This window comes from Lysinibacillus odysseyi 34hs-1 = NBRC 100172, from assembly GCF_001591965.1.
GTDB classification, from domain to species: domain Bacteria; phylum Bacillota; class Bacilli; order Bacillales_A; family Planococcaceae; genus Lysinibacillus_B; species Lysinibacillus_B odysseyi.
In genome coordinates, this window is record NZ_BCVX01000009.1 from 199,274 (window position 1) to 218,483 (window position 19,210).

18 protein-coding genes are annotated in these 19,210 nt (G+C 42.4%); 13 read left to right on the forward strand and 5 right to left on the reverse strand.

The features are described 5' to 3' along the window. Nucleotides 1-39: 39 nt before the first annotated feature. Entirely contained in the window at nucleotides 40-1,449 is a 1,410-nt protein-coding gene (locus BOD01S_RS15740) for a Mur ligase family protein (protein ID WP_036156491.1), read from the reverse strand. A 341-nt stretch (nucleotides 1,450-1,790) separates the two neighbouring features. Between BOD01S_RS15740 and BOD01S_RS15745 the strand changes: the two genes are divergently transcribed. Then, on the forward strand, nucleotides 1,791-2,564 hold the full coding sequence (locus tag BOD01S_RS15745) for a C40 family peptidase (RefSeq protein WP_052124919.1): 774 nt from the start codon (nucleotides 1,791-1,793) through the stop codon (nucleotides 2,562-2,564). Nucleotides 2,565-2,638: 74 nt separating this feature from the next. Here BOD01S_RS15745 and BOD01S_RS15750 read toward each other — a convergent pair whose 3' ends face one another. Continuing rightward, nucleotides 2,639-3,193, reverse strand: a complete 555-nt coding sequence (locus BOD01S_RS15750) for a DJ-1/PfpI family protein (protein WP_036156493.1) — start codon at nucleotides 3,191-3,193, stop codon at nucleotides 2,639-2,641. A 331-nt stretch (nucleotides 3,194-3,524) separates the two neighbouring features. Here BOD01S_RS15750 and BOD01S_RS15755 point away from each other — a divergent pair, with 331 nt between their 5' ends. Together BOD01S_RS15755 and BOD01S_RS15760 are read left to right on the forward strand one after the other, a co-directional pair. After that, nucleotides 3,525-5,000, forward strand: coding sequence for a protein adenylyltransferase SelO (locus BOD01S_RS15755; protein ID WP_036156495.1), 1,476 nt, complete (start codon nucleotides 3,525-3,527; stop codon nucleotides 4,998-5,000). A gap of 172 nt (nucleotides 5,001-5,172) precedes the next feature. After that, on the forward strand, nucleotides 5,173-6,372 hold the full coding sequence (locus BOD01S_RS15760) for an iron-containing alcohol dehydrogenase (protein ID WP_036156497.1): 1,200 nt from the start codon (nucleotides 5,173-5,175) through the stop codon (nucleotides 6,370-6,372). A 155-nt stretch (nucleotides 6,373-6,527) separates the two neighbouring features. On the opposite strand, the gene BOD01S_RS15765 is transcribed toward BOD01S_RS15760, so the two are convergent. Then, the gene (locus tag BOD01S_RS15765; RefSeq protein WP_052124920.1) at nucleotides 6,528-7,106 is read right to left on the reverse strand and encodes a TetR/AcrR family transcriptional regulator; all 579 of its coding nucleotides are present in this window, start codon (nucleotides 7,104-7,106) and stop codon (nucleotides 6,528-6,530) included. Between the two features lie 168 nt (nucleotides 7,107-7,274). Between BOD01S_RS15765 and BOD01S_RS15770 the strand changes: the two genes are divergently transcribed. The 8 genes from BOD01S_RS15770 to trhA all read left to right on the forward strand — a co-directional run bounded on the left by BOD01S_RS15770 (nucleotide 7,275) and on the right by trhA (nucleotide 14,966). Next, entirely contained in the window at nucleotides 7,275-8,438 is a 1,164-nt protein-coding gene (locus tag BOD01S_RS15770; RefSeq protein ID WP_036156499.1) for a thiolase C-terminal domain-containing protein, read from the forward strand. A 13-nt stretch (nucleotides 8,439-8,451) separates the two neighbouring features. Continuing rightward, nucleotides 8,452-8,892: a Zn-ribbon domain-containing OB-fold protein gene (locus BOD01S_RS15775; protein WP_036156501.1), complete on the forward strand. Its 441-nt coding sequence runs from the start codon at nucleotides 8,452-8,454 to the stop codon at nucleotides 8,890-8,892. A 12-nt stretch (nucleotides 8,893-8,904) separates the two neighbouring features. Further along, nucleotides 8,905-10,113: an acyl-CoA dehydrogenase family protein gene (locus BOD01S_RS15780; protein WP_036156503.1), complete on the forward strand. Its 1,209-nt coding sequence runs from the start codon at nucleotides 8,905-8,907 to the stop codon at nucleotides 10,111-10,113. Between the two features lie 11 nt (nucleotides 10,114-10,124). Continuing rightward, nucleotides 10,125-11,243: an acyl-CoA dehydrogenase family protein gene (locus BOD01S_RS15785; RefSeq protein WP_036156505.1), complete on the forward strand. Its 1,119-nt coding sequence runs from the start codon at nucleotides 10,125-10,127 to the stop codon at nucleotides 11,241-11,243. A gap of 70 nt (nucleotides 11,244-11,313) precedes the next feature. Then, a complete protein-coding gene (locus BOD01S_RS15790) occupies nucleotides 11,314-13,041 on the forward strand; it encodes a class I adenylate-forming enzyme family protein (protein WP_052124921.1) in 1,728 nt (575 codons plus the stop codon). A 12-nt stretch (nucleotides 13,042-13,053) separates the two neighbouring features. Further along, nucleotides 13,054-13,506 (forward strand): FAS1-like dehydratase domain-containing protein, encoded by a 453-nt coding sequence (locus tag BOD01S_RS15795; protein ID WP_036156507.1) that lies wholly within the window; start codon nucleotides 13,054-13,056, stop codon nucleotides 13,504-13,506. Then, nucleotides 13,503-13,937, forward strand: a complete 435-nt coding sequence (locus BOD01S_RS15800) for a MaoC/PaaZ C-terminal domain-containing protein (protein ID WP_052124922.1) — start codon at nucleotides 13,503-13,505, stop codon at nucleotides 13,935-13,937. The genes BOD01S_RS15795 and BOD01S_RS15800 overlap by 4 nt, the downstream gene beginning before the upstream one ends. Nucleotides 13,938-14,324: 387 nt before the next feature. Then, nucleotides 14,325-14,966, forward strand: coding sequence for a PAQR family membrane homeostasis protein TrhA (gene trhA / locus BOD01S_RS15805; protein WP_036156510.1), 642 nt, complete (start codon nucleotides 14,325-14,327; stop codon nucleotides 14,964-14,966). Between the two features lie 238 nt (nucleotides 14,967-15,204). Here the strand turns inward: trhA and BOD01S_RS15810 are convergent, their stop codons facing one another. Then, nucleotides 15,205-16,452, reverse strand: coding sequence for an L-lactate MFS transporter (locus BOD01S_RS15810; protein WP_036156511.1), 1,248 nt, complete (start codon nucleotides 16,450-16,452; stop codon nucleotides 15,205-15,207). A gap of 674 nt (nucleotides 16,453-17,126) precedes the next feature. Between BOD01S_RS15810 and BOD01S_RS15815 the strand changes: the two genes are divergently transcribed. After that, complete coding sequence (locus BOD01S_RS15815) at nucleotides 17,127-17,645, forward strand: hypothetical protein (RefSeq protein WP_143815042.1); 519 nt, start codon at nucleotides 17,127-17,129, stop codon at nucleotides 17,643-17,645. Between the two features lie 119 nt (nucleotides 17,646-17,764). Here the strand turns inward: BOD01S_RS15815 and BOD01S_RS15820 are convergent, their stop codons facing one another. After that, entirely contained in the window at nucleotides 17,765-18,274 is a 510-nt protein-coding gene (locus BOD01S_RS15820; protein WP_036156516.1) for a DUF3231 family protein, read from the reverse strand. A 301-nt stretch (nucleotides 18,275-18,575) separates the two neighbouring features. Here BOD01S_RS15820 and BOD01S_RS15825 point away from each other — a divergent pair, with 301 nt between their 5' ends. Beyond that, nucleotides 18,576-19,118, forward strand: coding sequence for a D-glycero-alpha-D-manno-heptose-1,7-bisphosphate 7-phosphatase (locus BOD01S_RS15825; RefSeq protein ID WP_036156518.1), 543 nt, complete (start codon nucleotides 18,576-18,578; stop codon nucleotides 19,116-19,118). The last annotated feature ends 92 nt before the right edge of the window (nucleotides 19,119-19,210 follow it).

Genomic DNA, 19,210 nt, shown 5'->3' on the forward strand with positions numbered 1-19,210 from the left:
TTATATGAGAAATCGCCGGTAAATGGTATAACAATAAATTTACCGGTTAGAAAAAGCATCCAAAATGCATGTAACCGTTTCGATGTCATTTTTTGTTTTTAGCTGAAAAGGCACATCATACGATTCTGGTCCCATCCCGGTAATCAATATCCATTCCTCTTTTTCCGCGTTTAGCATTGCCAGTTCAATGGCCACTGTCCTGTCGATAATGACCCGATGGGGAGGAAGGTAGGTTAAATATTTTTCATATAACGCTCTCGGATCGTGCTGTTCAAGCTTATCTAATGTTAGGAAGGTTTGGGAACTGTAGTGTTTAGAAATATCCATCATGGCTTCATACTTTGCCTGATAGCGATTTGTACGAAAGCCGAAAATATGCGTGATGCCAGCAGGCTGGAAGCGTTCAATTGTCTGAAAACACTGTACGAGCGCATCAGCTGTATGGGCGTAATCCACTACAATTTTGCTGCCGTTTAAGCCATTGAAAATTTGAAACCTGCCTGGTACGCCAGTAAAGTCAATTAATAGCTGCTGGATCATCCTTGCAGGAATTTGGAGATAATTCGCAGCCAGTACTGCTGCGCTGCCGTTGTAATGGTTATGAACACCTGCTAATGGAAGATAAAAGGAAAATGATTCAACCCCGTTGGATAACGTAAAGCGCTTTAAATAATCAGTTGTTAGCTGAATTGCTGCGTGTCGGCCAAAGACTAGCGGACGCTCGATCTGAGCAGCCAGCTGTTGCCCCCATCTTTGATCGCCATTTATGATCGCTGCTCCGGATGTCTTAAGCTGGGAAAATAATCTCGCCTTTACATCGAAATATTGTTTCATCGTCTCGTGATAATCCAGATGATCGTAATCCAAATTTGTGAATATTAGGACATCGAATTCAATTCCGTAAACCCGCTGTTGATAAATACCGTGGGAAGATACCTCCATTACGACAAATTCATCCGACGAGCTGTTCATGAGCTCGTAGAATTTTACAATGTCCATTGTCGTATTGGTTGATGGGATTTCCTGTTCGTTTACTATATTTACCACAGTCCCGAGCAGTGCAGTCTGATAACCATAGCTGCTGAGCAGATAGTGAAGTAAGTAAGCGGTCGTTGTTTTCCCATTTGTTCCGGTAATACCGATTAGCTTTTTACGGGCCATTGTCTGGGGATTCAGCAGAGCCAAAAGCTCCGCTAAGAAGCGGCGGCTATCGGGAACAGTGACATAGGGAACCCCGCAATCGAATGACTGTTTCTCCCCAAAAATAATAACAGCCCCGTTTTTGATTGCTTGATCGATATAATGATGACCATCTGTTTGGGCACCTTCAATCGCGACAAAGGCATAGTGGGATTTTATATCCCGGGAATTGTTCGTTACCCCTTTAATTTCTAAGGATATAGGTATCTTAGTGTTCAGCAGCCTCCAAACGATTTCGTCTAATTTCATGTAGTTCTTCTCCTTCAATCATAAAAGGAAGTATGCCTTTTGGCAGCCTGTCCTTTAAGTTGTCATTGCCTCGTTACATTGCTGATGAAGTTCAACGAAAGGATTATATATGAATGTAGGGTGAACGGCTGGAGGGAAAACATACGCATGAGTCATGTACTTTAATGGTTAAAACTGTTTTTTTTCCTGGAGAGAAAGGGCTAAGAAAGAAGAAAACGGCCAGCTTTGGGTATTTGTAGCGATAATGTTATGTTCCTGATATATTACTGTAATATTTATTCTATATTATCAGTTAAGTATTAATCACTAATAAATATATCATGTACATAGGAGAAGAAATTATGGGAAAGAATAAATGGGCTGCGAAAGTAGCAGCTGTTGCTTTAGGTTCATCAATATTACTATCATCATTTGGTTCAGCTTCGGCTGCTTCTTATACAGTTAAATCAGGGGATTCTTTATGGAAAATTGCGTCACAACAAGGTGTGACAACGCAAAAAATAATGCAGTGGAACAATTTATCATCCGGCACAATCTATCCGGGTCAAAAGCTTCAACTAAACACTGGAACTTCGGCAGCACCAGCTGTTTCGGCTACAACTTATACAGTCAAGGCGGGAGATACATTATCAGGTATCGCGAAGAAATACGGTGTGACTTATCAACAGCTAAAACAATGGAATAACCTGCCGTCAACAAAAATTTATGCGGGACAGAAGTTAAAGGTGAAAGGCTCTACAGCTGCTGCACCATCCAAAACGAACGTTGTCAGCGTAGCGAAGAAGTACCTAGGTATTAAATATACATATGGCGGGGTATCACCTAGCAGAGGGTTTGATTGTTCAGGATTTGTAACATACGTCTATAATGAAGTAGGAAATTCTACACCGCGCAGAACAGCGGCAGGCTTTTATAGTGCATCGAAAAAGGTAAGTACTCCACAAGCGGGAGATCTTGTGTTCTTTAAAGGGACAACTTCGCAGCCGGGTATTACACATGTCGGTATTTATATTGGTAATAACCAAATGATCAATGCAAGCAATGGAGGCGTATCGATCGCCAATATTTACAATTCCTATTGGAAAAAGCATTTATCCGGTTTTGGTCGCGTATAGGAAACAAAAACAGTTGGGTGCCGTAGCTGCCCAACTGTTTTGTCATTTATATATCCCCGCTGGCGGGAGAGCATTTACTTTTCCAATAATGAGATAAATTCGCGCATCAACCCTGGTAAATCAGGCCATGCATGTCCGCTGATGAGATTAGCGTCGACATGTAAATTTTTCTCGATATACGTTCCACCTGCCGCCTGGACTTCAGGCTTACAAGCGATATAGGCTGTCAGTTCTCTGCCGTTTAACACCTCGGGAATCGCAGCGAAAATCTGAGCTGCATGGCATACAGCAGCAATTGGTTTTCCTTCCTGGAAGAAGTGCTTCACAATCACTGGTACGTGCTCATTTAGACGGATATACTCTGGTGCGCGGCCGCCTGGGATAATCAGGCCATCGTATTTATCCGGTTTAATATTCTCGAAGGCTTCATTCGATTCAAGACCATAAGCAGGGCGCTCAATATAGGTATCCATGCCTTCCACAAAATCATGCACAACAGTTTGCAGCTTTTTAGCAGATGGTGCAGCAATTGTTACCTCATATCCCGCTTCAAGGCAACGATAATATGGATAATAAATTTCCAATGCCTCTACTGCATCACCGGCAAGAATCAACACTTTTTTACTCATCTTCAACGCCTCCTAAAATTGTAGTCCATATAATACATTCCATTTAGAAGATAAAATTCCTTGTAAAAGGGTAGAAATAATGCAATGTATCATCAGGAATGAAGCAGCGGAAGAGAAGAGATACTAACGGATAATTTCTTTTTGATAAAAAGGTGACTGGATTAGCAAAGCGATTCAGTCAATAGTCCGCTTTTATTTGGAGAGGCTGGAGACTTTTCGGCAAAAGGAGAAAAAAGCATTATACTTGCGTTTTCCCCTAAAGGTTCAGGTAAACTTGAGTAGAGAAAGCATTGGAAAAAGCGCTAATACAATTAGCAGAAAAGAGGTTGGCATGTCGAAAGGAAAAAATAAAGAAGATGCAGGTTGGCACTTAGACAACAGCTATACAACGTTACCGTCTTTTTTCTATTCTGAAATAGAATTAAACCCAGTTTCAACACCGGAGCTCGTTATTATGAATGATGCATTGGCGCAGAAGCTCGGGCTTGATACAACTGTTTTACGCAGCGGGGAAGCGCTGGAGGTTCTAGCGGGAAATGAAATGCCAAAAAACGGGGCTAAAATTGCTCAAGCCTATGCAGGACATCAGTTTGGCTATTTTAATATGCTGGGGGACGGCCGTGCTCTTTTAATTGGTGAGCAGATTACACCGGAAGGAGAACGCTTCGATCTGCAGCTGAAAGGCTCCGGAAGAACACCTTATTCACGTCAAGGAGATGGGCGGGCAGCATTAGGGCCGATGCTGAGGGAATATATTATTAGTGAAGCAATGCATGCTTTAGGTATCCCAACGTCCCGCAGTCTTGCTGTAATAAAAACAGGTGAGCCGGTTTATCGGGAGACTGTATTAGAGGGGGCCATTCTCACAAGGGTCGCACAAAGTCATATTCGTGTTGCCACATTCCAGTACGCAGCCAAATACGGCGGATATGACCAGTTAAAGGCACTGGCGGATTATACGATCAACCGTCATTATCCGGAGCTTGCCGAAGCGGAAAATCCTTATCTTGCACTGTTTGAAAAAGTGATGGAACGCCAGGCGTCTCTAGTAGCCAAGTGGCAGCTCGTCGGCTTTATTCATGGTGTACTGAATACCGATAATGTAACAATCAGCGGTGAGACAATTGATTACGGTCCGTGTGCTTTTATGGATACGTATAAACAGGATACAGTCTTTAGTTCCATTGATACACAAGGCAGATATGCTTATGGCAATCAGCCGCAAATCACAGGCTGGAATATGGCACGATTTGCTGAAAGTCTGTTGGAACTCATTCATGAGGACCCGGAACAGGCAGTAGAAATGGCACAGGATAAGCTTGAAAAATACCCTGCTATTTTTCATTCGGTATGGCTAAAAGGAATGCGTGCAAAGCTGGGACTTATCACAGAGGAGAAGGATGACCCGGAGTTAATCCATTCCTTGCTGGAAGGGATGGAGAAGTACGGGGCAGACTATACGAATACTTTCCGTTCGTTAGCAGAAAACATACGGCCGGCTGATGCTTTCTTTTCTTCTAAGGCATTTGCGGAGTGGGAGGAGAAGTGGCAAAAACGGTTACAGAGACAGGGATCGGCTTTTAAGGACGTTTCGGATTTAATGCTGCACAGCAACCCGGCTGTCATCCCGCGGAACCATAGGGTAGAGGAAGCGCTTGAAGCAGTTGTAAAAAGCGGCAATTATACGGTTATGCAAAAGCTGCTGAAAGTACTCGCAACACCTTATGAGTTATCAGTGGAAAATCAACGCTATGCGGAGCCGCCGGATGCCGGATGCGGTCCATACCGCACATATTGCGGAACATAACCATTGTTTTCTATAATAGTATAAAAGAGCAGAAAGGCTGCAGATGTACGGTAGAAAATGGCCGCGATCTACAGCCTTTTTTGGAAATAGAAGGATGGAAACATTTGACTTTAGAAAACTGGTACTCTATAAAGAGGGAGAAAGCTAATTTTAGATGGAATGGGGTTTAAGGATGTACAAAACGTATTGTCGTGCCTATCAAAAAACATTTAAATTTGCATCTCGATTTTTAACATGGCGTACTCCAAAGCTGCTGGAAGGAGAAAATAGTCTGCTGAAACTGCCGCAGCTTGTAAGAGAGAAAGGGCTCCGGCGTATCCTCGTTGTTACCGATCAAGGGATTGCAGCTCTTGGCTTAATCGACCCTCTGCTGGAAGGGCTAGAGAAGCAGCAGATTGACCATATTGTATATGATCGGACTGTGCCGAACCCGACGATTGATAATATAGAGGAGGCATATGGATTATATAAAATACATGGCTGTGAAGGAATCATTGCCTTTGGCGGAGGGTCACCGATGGATTGTGCAAAGGGTGTGGCAGCGCGGATAGCCCGCCCTGACCTGCAGCTGCCGCAAATGAAAGGAACATTAAAGGTACGGAAGGAAATACCTCCTTTTTTTGCTATTCCGACTACAGCTGGGACAGGAAGCGAAGCGACGGTTGCAGCTGTTGTGTCAAATAGCAAAACACATGAAAAATATGCGATCAATGATCCAGTCCTGATTCCGCACTATGCTGTATTGGATCCTTTATTGACTGTTAAGCTTCCCCCTCATATTACATCCACGACAGGAATGGATGCGCTGACACATGCAGTTGAGGCATACATTGGTAAAAGTACTACCGAAGAAACACGTTCGTACAGCCTGAAAGCGGTAGAGTTGATTTTTAACAATTTATATACAGCTTATACTGACGGTGAAAATTTAGAGGCCCGTAAAAACATGCAAGAAGCTGCCTACCTGGCAGGTATGGCATTTACACGGGCCTATGTAGGCAATGTCCATGCGATTGCCCACACACTTGGCGGATTTTACGGGGTACCTCACGGACTGGCGAATGCCGTCATATTGCCGTATGTATTGGATTTTTACGGAGAGACGATTTATAAATCGTTATCAGAACTAGCAGAAGCGGCCGGAGTAGGTAAAAAAGGGCAATCCGTTGAACAAAAGGCAAAGCAGTTTATTGAAGCTGTTAAACAATTAAACAAGGACATGAATATCCCAAATAAAATCGAGGGTATTATTAACCGTGATATACCGGTTATGGTAGAACGGGCTCTCCAGGAAGCTAATCCCCTCTATCCGGTCCCGAAAATTCTTAATAAAGATGAGATGTTTTATCTATACCAAATTATCCAGCCATAATAAAAAGATGCAGCCAAGCACTGGCTGCATCTTTTTTTAACGGAAAGAAAAAGGGTGTATTTTCTTTTCGCATGAAGGGGCACCGCTTCAACTATATAGTTGGGATGCCTTTTTTAAATTCCCCGCCCGTAAAGCATTTGCAAATATGATGGAATTTATTCGATACGTAAATTTTTATATTGTAAAATTTCGCAGACGGTGAGGCTGCTCAATAATTTCGCTACATAATGGACAGAATAAGGTGTCTCTTTCGCGAGCCATTCCATGATAGTACCGATGGAGCCATATGCAATATGGTTGGTAATGATACGTGGCAAGGCATTACCGGTATACAAGATATTTGAAAGAGCTTTGGCGAATCGAATTTGAAAATCCTTCTGATGAATGAAAACAGTGTAGATGTCCGCATTAGCATGGATGTACTCCAAAAACTGCAGTGTAATATTCAATGGTCTATTTTGATCATAGTTATCATGCAGCAGAATATCCAACGGAAACAGATCAGCTTGTTTCATTAAAGTAAACAGTTCGTTTAATAAGTCAGCAGCAATCGTTTCGTATAAATCGTATTTATCCCTGTAATGAAGGTAAAAGACTGATCGGCTGACCATCGCTTCCTCTACAATCTCCTGAACAGTAATATCCTCAATATCCTTTTTTCTTAATAGTGTTATGAATGCTGAACGAATGAGAGACTTTGTTACGGTTTTTTTCTGCATCAGTTTTCTCGACATCAAATACCTCCTAAACGTCTAAGTTTTGTTAGTAGTTAAACAACTTTTGCTGATATGTCCATTTATAGACAGATATTCTATTATCGTATTTCATATGCAAGATTTCGCTGAATATAATAACAAGAGAAAGAAAAGTATGTCTAAATTGTGAACATTAGGAGGGGTAGTATGTGGGATTTATCTGGTAAATACGCCATTGTCGGAGTGGGAGAAAGCGAGCGCTCCAAAAATTCCGGAACGACACCGCTGCATTTAGCTCTTCAGGCAGCACGCAATGCAATCGAGGACGCAGGGCTCAACGCAAAGGATATTGACGCTTTTATGAGCTACTCGGAGCACGATTCCTGCACGTCGCATCAATTAGCGACCTACTTGGGTGTTCGTCCGCGTTATGTCAAAGATATTATGGGAGGAGGCAGCAGCACAGAGCTCCTGATTGCGGATGCCGTTTCTCTCATTGAATCGGGGCAGGCTACGGCAGTGCTGATTTTCCGGTCGATGAATGGCCGCTCAGGAGTGAGAATGGGTGGTGGCGGCTGGAGTACCGACTTGCTGCAGTCAGCTATTGAAGGCGGCAGCTTCATTATTCCATACGGGATGGCAAGCCCTTCACAATGGTTTGGCATGTTCGCAACCCGTCATATGTATGAAGCAAATCTCACACAAGAGCATCTTGGTCATGTATGTGTCAGCTTCTATGAACATGCACAGCGAAACCCAAAAGCGATGCTTCATGGAAAACCATTATCAATGGAGCATTATTTAAAGACATCGCACTTAAGCTATCCGTTCACAAAGCATGATTTCTGTTTAGAAACAGATGAGGCAAACGCTATTATTGTTACCTCGGCAGAGCGGGCGAAGGATTGTAAATCACGTCCTGTCTTTATTAAAGGGATTGTCGCCAGGGAAGCGCATCCACATGCACATTACTGGTCTGATTTATCACAGGTCGCGGCCGATTATGTAGGGGAACGTATTTATGAAAACGCCGGCATTCAGCCTGAAGATCTGGATGTCGCTTCTATTTATGATTGCTACAGCTGGGTCGTTTTGCGACAGCTGGAAGCATATAAGATTGCCTCCCGTGAAGGACTTGGGGATTTTGTAGCACAAGGAAATCTTAAAATGGGCGGCAAGCTGCCATCAAACACGGCAGGGGGCATGCTTTCAGAAGGCTATACACATGGAATGAATAATGTATTGGAAATTACGAGACAGCTCCGCCATGAATATAAGGGAACAGAACGCCAAGTGGAAGGATGCGAACTTGGATTATGTACAGGCTGGCTTGGGCCGGATGCCGCAGGGGCGATGATTTTAAATAACTAAGGAGGAATGGATGATGAGCATAGAAAAAACAAGCAGTAAATATGAAAAACCAATTCCGTTAAAAACGATTGATAATAAGCCGTACTGGGATGCCGCCGACCAGCATGAGCTGGCAATTCAAAGCTGCGAAGATTGTAAGAGAGCCATTCATCCACCAGGTCCCGCCTGCCCGCACTGTGGGTCGCCAACTATAGAGTGGATTAATTATGGCAGTGATGTAACAGGTACCATCTATTCATTTGTCATGACCTATGTACCGATGCTTCCTGGCTTTCAGCATGATCTGCCGACAATTATTGCACAGGTGGAAGTGGATCAAATGGAGGGTGTACGGATTACGGCAAATCTCATCAATGCAGCACCCGAAGAAGTAGCAATCGGTAAAGCGGTCAAAATGACGTGGATCGACATAACAGAAGATCGGGCATTGCCGCAGTGGGCACTGATGAAGTGAGGAGGAAAATAGATGGATTTTGCATTTACTGAAAAGGAAGAGGCGTTTCGTCTGGAAATACGCAGCTGGTTAGAGGGGAATCTTCCCCATGGCTGGCTCGACGGCACGTATAATCACCCGGAGACAGATGAAGAACGTATTCAGTTTCTAAAGGATTGGCAGCGGAAGCTATATGAGGGAGGATATGCAGCCATCGCCTGGCCTACAAAATACGGTGGACGTAATGCAACTTTAATGGAGGAGATCGTCTTTCAGCAGGAGATGGCACGGGTAAAGGCCCCGCCAATCATCAGTTATATCGGCACCCATATGGTTGGTCCTACATTGATTCAGCTTGGTACAGAGCAGCAGAAGCAGGAGTATGTAGAAAAAATACTGACAGGGGAAACCATTTGGTGCCAAGGTTATTCTGAACCGGGGGCCGGGTCTGATCTTTCAGCTATTCAGACACGTGCCGTAAAGCAGGGAGACAAATGGCTGATCAACGGACAAAAAATTTGGACGAGCTTCGGCCATGTAGCGGATTATTGCTTCCTTCTTGCCCGCACAAGCAATGTACCAGGCAAGAAACATAAAGGAATTACTGTATTTTTAATAGATATGCATCAGCCTGGAGTAGAAGTTGTGCCAATTGTTTCCATGAATGGCGAACATGATTTCAACGAAGTATTCTTTACAGATGCCGCAGCCTACGATCATCAGATTGTTGGCACGTTAGATGAGGGGTGGAGTGTAACTATGTCGCTTTTATTACATGAGCGTACTGGTATCGGTGGTCAGCTGTTTACATTGCAGCAGCAGTTCGATGACTTTGTGAATGTTGCCAAAACAAACTCTGACATACTCAGCAATCCAATCACTCGCCAAAAGTTAATTGAATTGTATGCCAAAACAAAGGGATCGTTATTTGGTTATTATAAAAATTTAACGAAGCAGCTAAAGCAAGGCTATCCCGGAGCGGAAAGTTCGATGGATAAATTAATGGTAGCTGAATTGACGAAGGAATTGTTTAGCTTCATCCAGTCTGTGCAAGGTCCGGAAGGTATCCTTTGGAAGCAGAATGCTCCATATGATACGTACTGGCAGGACTTTTATTTGACCTCCTTTGGAATGACAATTGGTGGAGGTACAAGTGAGATTCAGCGTAATACAATTGGAGAACGTATTTTAGGTCTGCCAAAGGATATAAGTCGGGAAAGGGCAGATAATCAAATGGTGTAAGGGGGAGCAAAATGGACTTTTCATTGACGGAACAGCAGGAACAATTTCGCGGCTACGTGCGCAAAGTGTTAAGCCAGGTAAGTGAAACACATATGGCGCGTAAAATTTCCGCAGGAGATGAAAGCGAACTGGAAAAGGTTCATCATAAATTGACGGAGCTCGGGGTAATGGGTATCACTGTACCCGAACAGTATGGCGGGATAGAACTTGGGTCAGTCGATTTAATTCCGGTCATGGAAGAATTGGGAAGGGCAGTGGCACCGGATGTCTATGCAGAGACACTGGCATTTGCTGTTCCACTTCTTATAAAATACGGGACTGATTGGCAAAAAGTGATGTATTTGCAAGCTATTGCTGAAGGGAGCTGCCTGCTGTCTATTGCCTGGCTGGAGCCGCACGGGCAGTATACGTTTGATACTATCAGTACAACAGCTCTAAAAACAGCACAAGGTTATGTATTGAATGGGACAAAGTCATTAGTACGTAATACGTCGCACGTAACAGACTTTCTCTTATTGGCGAAGGATCAAAATGAAGAGCTGTGCCTGTTTCTGTTGCCCAAAGAGAAGGTGTCTTTTATAGAAAAGCAGTATAGCTTTGATGAGACACAGCCGTTCAGCAAGCTTGTGCTGAGTGACGTTATGATTCCTGAAAAGTACCTCCTCAAAGCTGAAGAGGCAGAGTCAGCTGTTGAAAAGGTATGCTTGTCACTTTTGACATCGCTGAATTCAATGATGATTGGGGGCATGGACCGTCTTGTCGATATGTCGACGGAATATGCAAAAATCAGGGAGCAGTTTGGACAGCCGATTGGTCGTTTCCAGGCGATCAAGCATCGCCTCGCTGATTTAAAGGTAACACTTGAAACAGCAAGGGCATTAAGCCATTATGCTGCTTGGACTGTGGAGAATGAAAGCGAAGATTGTGCAGAAACCGTGTATAGCGCCAAAGCTTTTTTAGCGGATAGCTATATAAAAATAGCAGCTGAAAGTATCCAGATTCATGGAGGGATTGGCTTTACAGAGGAGCTGGATTGCCACTTATACGTCAAGCGTTCCCGTGTCTACGAGAATTATCTGGGATCTCAGTATGATATACGTGAGAAGGCAGCAGCCGTTATGGGCTGGTAGATTTGCAGGGAGACATTTTTGCCTCACCCGTTTTGGAAGACATTCTAATGAAAATGGAGTGGATGATTATATGACAGGGAGAGACCCCCGCTTTTTTAATAATGCTCTTCCGGCGACTATTGATTTGCCGGATGTGCCGGTCGGAAACATATTGAAGGGTGCGGCGAGAAAGTATGGCGATAGGAATGCACTCATTTTTCATGATTTCAATATTTCCTATACGGATTTATATAAAGAGTCATTGAAACTGGCCAACGCCCTGCAGGATCTGGGATATGGAAAAGGCGATGTCCTTTCCACGTATTTACCAAACAGCATTCAATATGTCATCGCTTATTATGGCATTCTCTTATCCGGAGCAACCTATTCTGCCATTAACCCTTTCATGCCAGTGAGCGAAGTGCTCCATCAAATACAGGATACAAATACGGCTGCAATCATCGCACATACGTCCTGTGCAAAAAATTTAGCGGATCAAGCAGCAACACTTTCTCTTAAAGATGTAATTGTAACAGGTGTGGAAGAAATAGACGGCGTAAATGGGCGAACGGCAGCTGAACAATATAGCGCTGATTGGTATAGCTTAAATGAATTAAAATCACGCTTTGAGGCGAAAGAGCTATCTATTGATTTTGCTCCTTGTGAAGATATAGCGCATATTTCTTATACAGGTGGAACAACAGGAAAGGCTAAAGGAGTGCTTAGTACACATTTTAATTTTGTCAGCAACTGCCTTGCCTCCAGTGCGAGCATGGGTATGCTGCCGGATATGGATGAGCACGGGGGGGTTACGGTTAAAGCCTATACATCAGACGAAGTGTTCCTGAAGGAGTATGCGGTTTTACCGGGGACAGGGGTAATTATGAGCCCTGCACCGCTTTATCATATTTCAGGATTAATGGGATCAGTCGGCGTTGCGACGGTCCAAGGAGCGACATTAGTGTTGATTGATCAGTTTCACCCTATAACATTTATTGAGAACATTGAGAAATACAAAGTAACGCAGCTGGCGGGAGCTCCTCAGCTATATAATACCCTTCTTGTGATGCCTTCATTGCACACGACGGACTTATCTTCCGTCAGAAATGTAGGCTCAGGAGCAGCCCCGATGTCGGCAGAAATGCAGCGCAAATTGCAGAAAGTTTTCCCGAATGCGCTTGTTTCAGAAGGCTACGGGTTAACAGAGGCAACAGGTGCCTGCATTCAAACAGTAGCATTCAAATCGGGTATTCGTGAACCCGGGTCGATTGGTTTGCCGATTTACAATACGGAAGTGAAGCTGGTGCCGGTCGATGGCAGCGGAGAGGAAGAGGTACCTCCAGGTGAAAAAGGAGAGATTTGGATAAGGGGTCCACAAGTTGCGAAGGGATATTTACATGATAAAGAAGCGTCTAATGAAACATTTAGCAACGGCTGGCTGCGGACTGGAGATATTGCTGTAAGAAGTGAGGGGGGCATCCTTACTATTGTCGATCGGAAAAAGGATATGCTCATTTACAACGGCTACAATATTTATCCGCGTCAATTGGAAGAGCTATTGTACGAGCATGAGGCAGTTCAAAGCTGTGTAGTCATAGGGGTGCCTGATGATGCAGTAGGAGAGCGAACAAAAGCATTTGTTGTACTGAAGCCGGGGATAACAGCCTCTCTGGAGGAAATTCAAGAATTCGTGAACAGTCGTGTCGTACACTATGCAAAAATCCGTGAAATTAAACAGCTTACTGAATTGCCAATGACTGCCGCAGGAAAAATTTCACGTATTGCACTGCAAAAGCTGGAGGCGTCAAAAGCAAACTGAGGGGGAGTCGCAATGGAAGTAACAAAGGAACATATAGGTCTTTCAACAGAACGATATAAGGTAGATATTGAAAAAGGTCACATCCGCCGATTTTGCCAGGCAATCGGTGATACAAACCCGCTCTTCCTTGATGAACAGGCAGCTACTGAAAGCGCGTATGGAGGCCTCATCGCCCCTCTGACCTTTCCGGTTGCCTTAAGTGATGAAAAAGTTACCTTTCCTCTTAAGCTGGATGTCCGCCGTATGCTTCATGGGGAGCAGGAATTCATTTACTATAAGCCACTGCGTTCAGAAACATCCTATACAGCGCAGATGAAAGTAGCAGATGTATATGAGAGGGAAGGGAAAAGCGGAAAAATGAAGTTCATCATATTAGATACGGAGTTCCGGGATGACAACGACGAATTGGTGGTTGTGAGTCGTACAAATATTATTTACCGTACGCTGCAGGGGGCGATGAAATGACAGTGACAAATCAAATGAGGCTTGTACAATGGGGAGAAGTAACGGAAGGACAGATGCTGCCAACGTATGAAAAACCTCCTATTACAAAGGTGCAGCTTGTTAAATACGCAGGTGCATCAGGAGACTTCAACCCTCTCCATACGGATGATGCGTTTGCTAAGGAGATCGGTATGCCCGGTGTGATTGCACACGGTATGCTCATTATGGGTTTCTTAGGGGAGTATGTTATGCAGCTTGCTGGTGATAAGGCACTGGTAAAACAGTTCTCGATGCGCTTTGGTGCTATGACGTTCCCTGGTGATACCGTGACATGCGGTGCACAGGTAAAAGAGGTAAACAGTCAAAGAGCATCTTTGGAGCTTACAGCAAAAAAACAGGACGGAACCATCGTAGGTATGGGGGCAGCTATCATAACTTTTCCGATTGCCTAGTAAATAAAATTAAGACAGTAACAGGAAATATGCCTGCATTCTATTTTCAACACTATAAATCAAGAAACATCAACTTTTCTAATTGGGGAAAAGTTGATGTTATTTTTGTTCAAGGGCAAATAACTCAGAATGTGTCTCCAATCAATAGAGAAAGCAAGGCGGGTAAAGGTGAAAATCCCCGTTTCTTTTCCGGAAAAAATGGCTATACAAATAGTAGCAGTAAGCAAAATAATCGTAACAATCTTTAATGGAAGCCCACAATTCCCATTCATATATTTGTTAAACAAATATGTGTAAAGTATTATATTTGTCATTCCATAATTATGACATGTGGCGGTACTCTCAATCCATATTTTGTAGCATAATAGAAGAAAGAGGTGAAGTTTGATGACACAAGCAATCGTCATGGAATCAGGCTATAGTAAAAAAGAAGAATTTTGGAATGCAGTCACGCATGGTCTTGGCTGTGTGCTGGCTATTCCGGGGCTTGTCCTATTAGTCCATAAAGCAAACGAGAATGGCTCAACGATAGAACTCACAAGCTATATCATATTTGGTATTTCAATGATGCTGCTGTTTTTATGTTCTACGTTATATCATACGGTTCCAGTGTATAAAAGTTTTTTTAAAAAGCTCGATCATAGTGCAATTTTCCTGTTGATTGCCGGTACATATACACCGATTGCACTTATTGCAATTGGCGGCAAATTAGGTTGGACTATTTTCTGGATTGAATGGATATTAACATTTTTCGGGGTTATTTTAAAACAATTTTTTGTTTACCGATTCAAAGCGCTGTCGCTTCTCATTTATATCGGTATGGGCTGGCTCGTTATATTTGCTTATAAACCAGTACTTGCACATATTGGCACAGAGGGTTTCCTTACATTGCTTACTGGTGGTATCCTTTATACATTTGGTACGTATTTCTACAAAAATAAACGCATCCCTTACAATCATGCGATTTGGCATTTGTTTGTCCTGGCGGGCTGTATGGCGATGTTCATGAGTATATATTTATATATTTAATAATTGAAGTCTTGGCGGAGCTGGTGCCAAGACTTTTTACTGCTTAATAATAGGATCGTTCTGCCTTGTATATAATGTCCGGGTAAAAAGTGTAAGCGGCAGGCGCTTCCCTGCTAAGGCTGCTTAGTTTCCGCCGTTACGTGCAAACACATTTGGAATTAAAAAAGAGGACATACACTCAGTATATGAGCGTATGATCCTCTTTTTCTATCGACCACTCGTACTTGGCGAGTGTTGTTTAAGAAGCAGAAACTTCTTGTAATTCTTGTGCTTGCTGGCGTTTCTTTTTCTTCACTACATCATGGCGCATCCATAGAGAAATACAAAGTGAAATGGAAATCAATACAGAGAAAGTATAGAATACCGGAATGTAGCTGCCTGCAGCATTATAGATATTAGATACAATCAGTGGGCCGAAAATTCCGCCAAGTGACCAAGTTGTTAGTAAATAACCGTGGATAACACCAAGCTGTTTTGTACCGAACAGGTCACTTGCAAAGGCAGGGAGGTTAGAGAAACCGCCGCCATAGCAGCTAACTACTAGGAAAATGAATGCTTGGAATAATATAATATTTGTCGTGAACGGTAATGTAACAAAAGCTATTAACTGAATTACAAAGAAAATAATGAAAACATTTTGACGACCGATATAATCTGAAGCAGCTGCCCAAATCAGGCGTCCGCCACCATTAAATAATCCCATAAGTCCAACCATTGCTGCAGCACCTGCTACAGATAAGCCTACTATTTCCTGTGCCATTGGTGATGCAACGGAAATCATCATTAAACCTGCAGTTACATTGATTAAGTGCATAGTCCAAAGCATCCAGAAGTTCTTTGTTTTTACTGCTTCACGTGCAGACATTTGTGCCAACGCTTTGCTTGTCGTATCGTATTTTGATACATTCAATGCACCCTCTGCTTTTGGAGGGGCGATATATGAAGCACCTAAGAACATTAATACAAAATAACTAAGACCAAGGATGAAATAAGTATTTGAGATACCGACAGCTTCCATTAAGTTTGTAGCAACTGGCGCTGTAATAAGTGAACCTGCACCAAACCCTAGAACTGCCATCCCTGTTGCTAAACCGCGACGATCAGGGAACCATTTAACAAGTGTAGATACTGGAGCGATATAACCAATCCCCATCCCTAAACCACTTAGAAGACCGTATGTGCACCAATATAGAACAACAGAGTCCATTGCGATTGCTACTCCGGCACCTGCTTGTCCAAGACCGAAAAGTACTGCTGCTAGCATGGCCGATTTACGAGGGCCTTGCTTTTCTACAAAGCTTCCAAATAAGGCTGCGGAGAAACCGGCAAGACCCATCATGATTGTGAAAGCGATTGTAACGTTTGTCATGCTCCAACCCATTTGAGTTGTAATAGGATTTTTGTATACACTGTATGCATATGCCCCACCGATTGATAAATGGATAGCAATAGCGGAAAGTGCAATTAACCATTTGTTTTTCTTCATATATTCTCTTCTACCCCTTTATTTTGTTATGGTGGAATTTGTTCGCGAATAATTCTAGATAAAAAGATAACATTACATAACATAATAGTGCAATAGTTTTTTTTGCACAAAATAGTTTCGTGAAATAGAAAAAAGGGGTGTCTATACAGAAAAAAATGACGTTTTTTTGTAATATAACAGAGTGGTGTAAATAGTCCTAATACAGTAGTATCAAGGTTTACGTGTACTATAATGCGTATATAACAGTTTTTCTCCTACTATGGTAAAACAAGATTTTTGAATGAAAAAAATATTTTTTGATTAAGAGAGAAAATAATGTATTAAAGCAGTTATACCTAAAATCAGGAAAATAATTTACTGATTTATTCATTAATTTATATAATAAAATGTAAGCGGTTTTCCCGAAGAAGGAGGGAATTCAGCAAAACCTAAGTAAAGGAATTGCAGCTTTTTAAATACCGATTCACTCTATCTAACTATGAAATAAAATAGATGAGCATCATTTTACCGAACCGTTATTAATATTCTTAAAAGAGTAACGGACAGACAAAAGGGTTTTTGGTCAAAAGGAAAGTTGTCTTATGCTTAGGCAAAGTCACTTTTTTTCATCGTATATTCAAGCTATAATAGTATGGTTAAGCATTGTAAGTAATTGTGGAAGAAAGGAAAACCGCATGAAAAAACTGTCAACCCTATTATTCATCATTTTCAACAGGTGGGGACTTGTTGTGTTCTTAAGCTATTATGTGATTTTTTATTTGGTCATTTTAGAAGTTTTCCCTTCTTCTTGGATGGACAATATCGCCGTTTTTGTAAAACCGTATTATGTAATAATCCGTTATATGGGGATCATAATGAATCTTGTTATTTGTGTTATGACGATTCGCTTTCTATTTAACTATCTACAATATAAAAACGTAATGATCCGCAAAAAAACATTTTCCTTTGTTTTGGCGGCCGCCATTATTCAAATACTGAGTTTCTTTTGCTATACTAATCTCCCGCAGCAAGTGTTTCAGAATACGGAGCAGTTCCTAAAGCTAAATCAGCTGTTCTTTAGCTTCAAGCTTCATATTGTGGAACTGGCTGCTCTTTTCCTGACGGGCTATGTGGTGGCATTTTATATGGGGGCATTATCCCGTGTTCACTTTTTAACAGATGTTGTACTGGCACCAAAAAAACCGAAGAAATAGTCTGTTCAGCTTTCACGAAAGATGAGATGCCTGTTAAGACGGGGTAAAAATGCCGTTGATTCTCCATATATTTGGTGGTCAACGGCATTTTTATTAGGTATGCTCTTTTTCTCCATCTGTTATTGAAGATTCATCTGTGTATGAAGCGGAGGAGGAACAAGCCAGCCTTTGCTTTTATTCAGACGTAATAATTTTGCTCCTAGCTGAGCTTTGGAGTAGTGGAACTGTCCGTACATCATGGCAATATCCTCGCGTGTGCAAAGCCCCATTGCTGTACTGCAGGCCATTAATCCTTTTACAGTATCCATAGAAAGCGCAGCGCTAATTTCCGGATCATTGAACCGCGCTCCCGCAGGAATGTGTTCCAACTGAGCAATAGGGCGTTCGGGAGGAGCTGGCGGAAGCCCTATTCCATTTGTTTTTAAAACCGGGATCAGCTGCTTATTTTCCTCTTCCATCATTGTGATAGCTTCCTCAATGAGCTTGCGTAAATCTGCATCGCCTGTATGGTTATAGAAAGTCTGATAAGCCGCTATGAGGCCATGATTTGTTCCGATATTTGTCCAGATAGTAAAAACCTCTCCGTAATTCAGCGGTTCTGCTTTTTGATTTCTTCCTAATATTCCCATAATAGCACTCCTTTTATGAATTTATCTTTCACTTTCCTTCTTGTATCGTTTGCAGAAAAAGCAGAAATATACTTTTTCCATGAATTTTTTGTTTTGTGAATAGACATGTGGTCTCTTTTGGACAATAGATAGTAATGAGGCTGAATGAAAATAGCAGCTGTTTACTCATTTTGTAGTCATTGCTAAGAACCGAGGTCTATCATACATCAAGGCTTTCAATAGAGAAGAGGGTAAAAAAAGTATCTGGAGGCGAGCGATACTTCAAAACGAGTATTCATTATAGTAAAAGGAAGTGTTAGAAATGAAGAAAGCGGTATTTCTTGACCGGGATGGAGTCATTAACGAAGTGCTGACAAAGCGGGTGAAATTTGTGAACAAGCCAAAAGATTTATATTTTTTACCCGGAGTGCCGGAAGCTATTAAAAACCTGAATGAGCACTTTGATTATATATTTGTTGTCACAAATCAAGGGGGAGTCGGACTTGAATTCATGACAGAAAAACAGCTGGTGAAGATTCATGACTATATGATTGCCGAGCTAAAGAAGAAGGGTGCTGTCATCCATGAGGTGGTTTACTGTGCACACAAGCCAAAAGCAGGTTGTGAATGCCGAAAGCCCGGCAGCAAGTTAATTGAGGGTTTAGCGGAAAAATATAATATCGACCTAGCACATTGTTATATGGTAGGCGATACTGACACAGATATCCAGGCAGGAAAAAGAGCAGGAACAAAGGGTGTGTTTTTAGGTAAAAGTGATCCTCTTGCAGATGCTGTATTTCCAGATCTATATCATGCTGCACAATGGATTGTGAGGGATTCACAGCTTTCGGGGGCGGCTGAATAAATGCTGCTTTAGGAGGGGGAACATTCTGAAGCTTTTCCAGATATCGCATACTTTTGCATTTTCCTGTTCATACTAAGGTGAAAACTATACAG

Bases quoted from the DNA above. Each gene is read 5' to 3' on its own strand.
- BOD01S_RS15780 (WP_036156503.1), top strand. From the start codon at position 8,905: ATGGATTTTGCATTTACTGAAAAGGAAGAGGCGTTTCGTCTGGAAATA.
- BOD01S_RS15800 (WP_052124922.1), top strand. From the start codon at position 13,503: ATGACAGTGACAAATCAAATGAGGCTTGTACAATGGGGAGAAGTAACG.
- BOD01S_RS15740 (WP_036156491.1), bottom strand. From the start codon at position 1,449: ATGAAATTAGACGAAATCGTTTGGAGGCTGCTGAACACTAAGATACCT.
- BOD01S_RS15810 (WP_036156511.1), bottom strand. From the start codon at position 16,452: ATGAAGAAAAACAAATGGTTAATTGCACTTTCCGCTATTGCTATCCAT.
- BOD01S_RS15760 (WP_036156497.1), top strand. From the start codon at position 5,173: ATGTACAAAACGTATTGTCGTGCCTATCAAAAAACATTTAAATTTGCA.
- BOD01S_RS15745 (WP_052124919.1), top strand. From the start codon at position 1,791: ATGGGAAAGAATAAATGGGCTGCGAAAGTAGCAGCTGTTGCTTTAGGT.
- BOD01S_RS15820 (WP_036156516.1), bottom strand. From the start codon at position 18,274: ATGGGAATATTAGGAAGAAATCAAAAAGCAGAACCGCTGAATTACGGA.
- BOD01S_RS15815 (WP_143815042.1), top strand. From the start codon at position 17,127: ATGAAAAAACTGTCAACCCTATTATTCATCATTTTCAACAGGTGGGGA.
- BOD01S_RS15775 (WP_036156501.1), top strand. From the start codon at position 8,452: ATGAGCATAGAAAAAACAAGCAGTAAATATGAAAAACCAATTCCGTTA.
- BOD01S_RS15795 (WP_036156507.1), top strand. From the start codon at position 13,054: ATGGAAGTAACAAAGGAACATATAGGTCTTTCAACAGAACGATATAAG.
- BOD01S_RS15765 (WP_052124920.1), bottom strand. From the start codon at position 7,106: ATGTCGAGAAAACTGATGCAGAAAAAAACCGTAACAAAGTCTCTCATT.
- BOD01S_RS15770 (WP_036156499.1), top strand. From the start codon at position 7,275: ATGTGGGATTTATCTGGTAAATACGCCATTGTCGGAGTGGGAGAAAGC.
- BOD01S_RS15755 (WP_036156495.1), top strand. From the start codon at position 3,525: ATGTCGAAAGGAAAAAATAAAGAAGATGCAGGTTGGCACTTAGACAAC.
- BOD01S_RS15750 (WP_036156493.1), bottom strand. From the start codon at position 3,193: ATGAGTAAAAAAGTGTTGATTCTTGCCGGTGATGCAGTAGAGGCATTG.
- BOD01S_RS15825 (WP_036156518.1), top strand. From the start codon at position 18,576: ATGAAGAAAGCGGTATTTCTTGACCGGGATGGAGTCATTAACGAAGTG.
- BOD01S_RS15790 (WP_052124921.1), top strand. From the start codon at position 11,314: ATGACAGGGAGAGACCCCCGCTTTTTTAATAATGCTCTTCCGGCGACT.
- BOD01S_RS15785 (WP_036156505.1), top strand. From the start codon at position 10,125: ATGGACTTTTCATTGACGGAACAGCAGGAACAATTTCGCGGCTACGTG.
- trhA (WP_036156510.1), top strand. From the start codon at position 14,325: ATGACACAAGCAATCGTCATGGAATCAGGCTATAGTAAAAAAGAAGAA.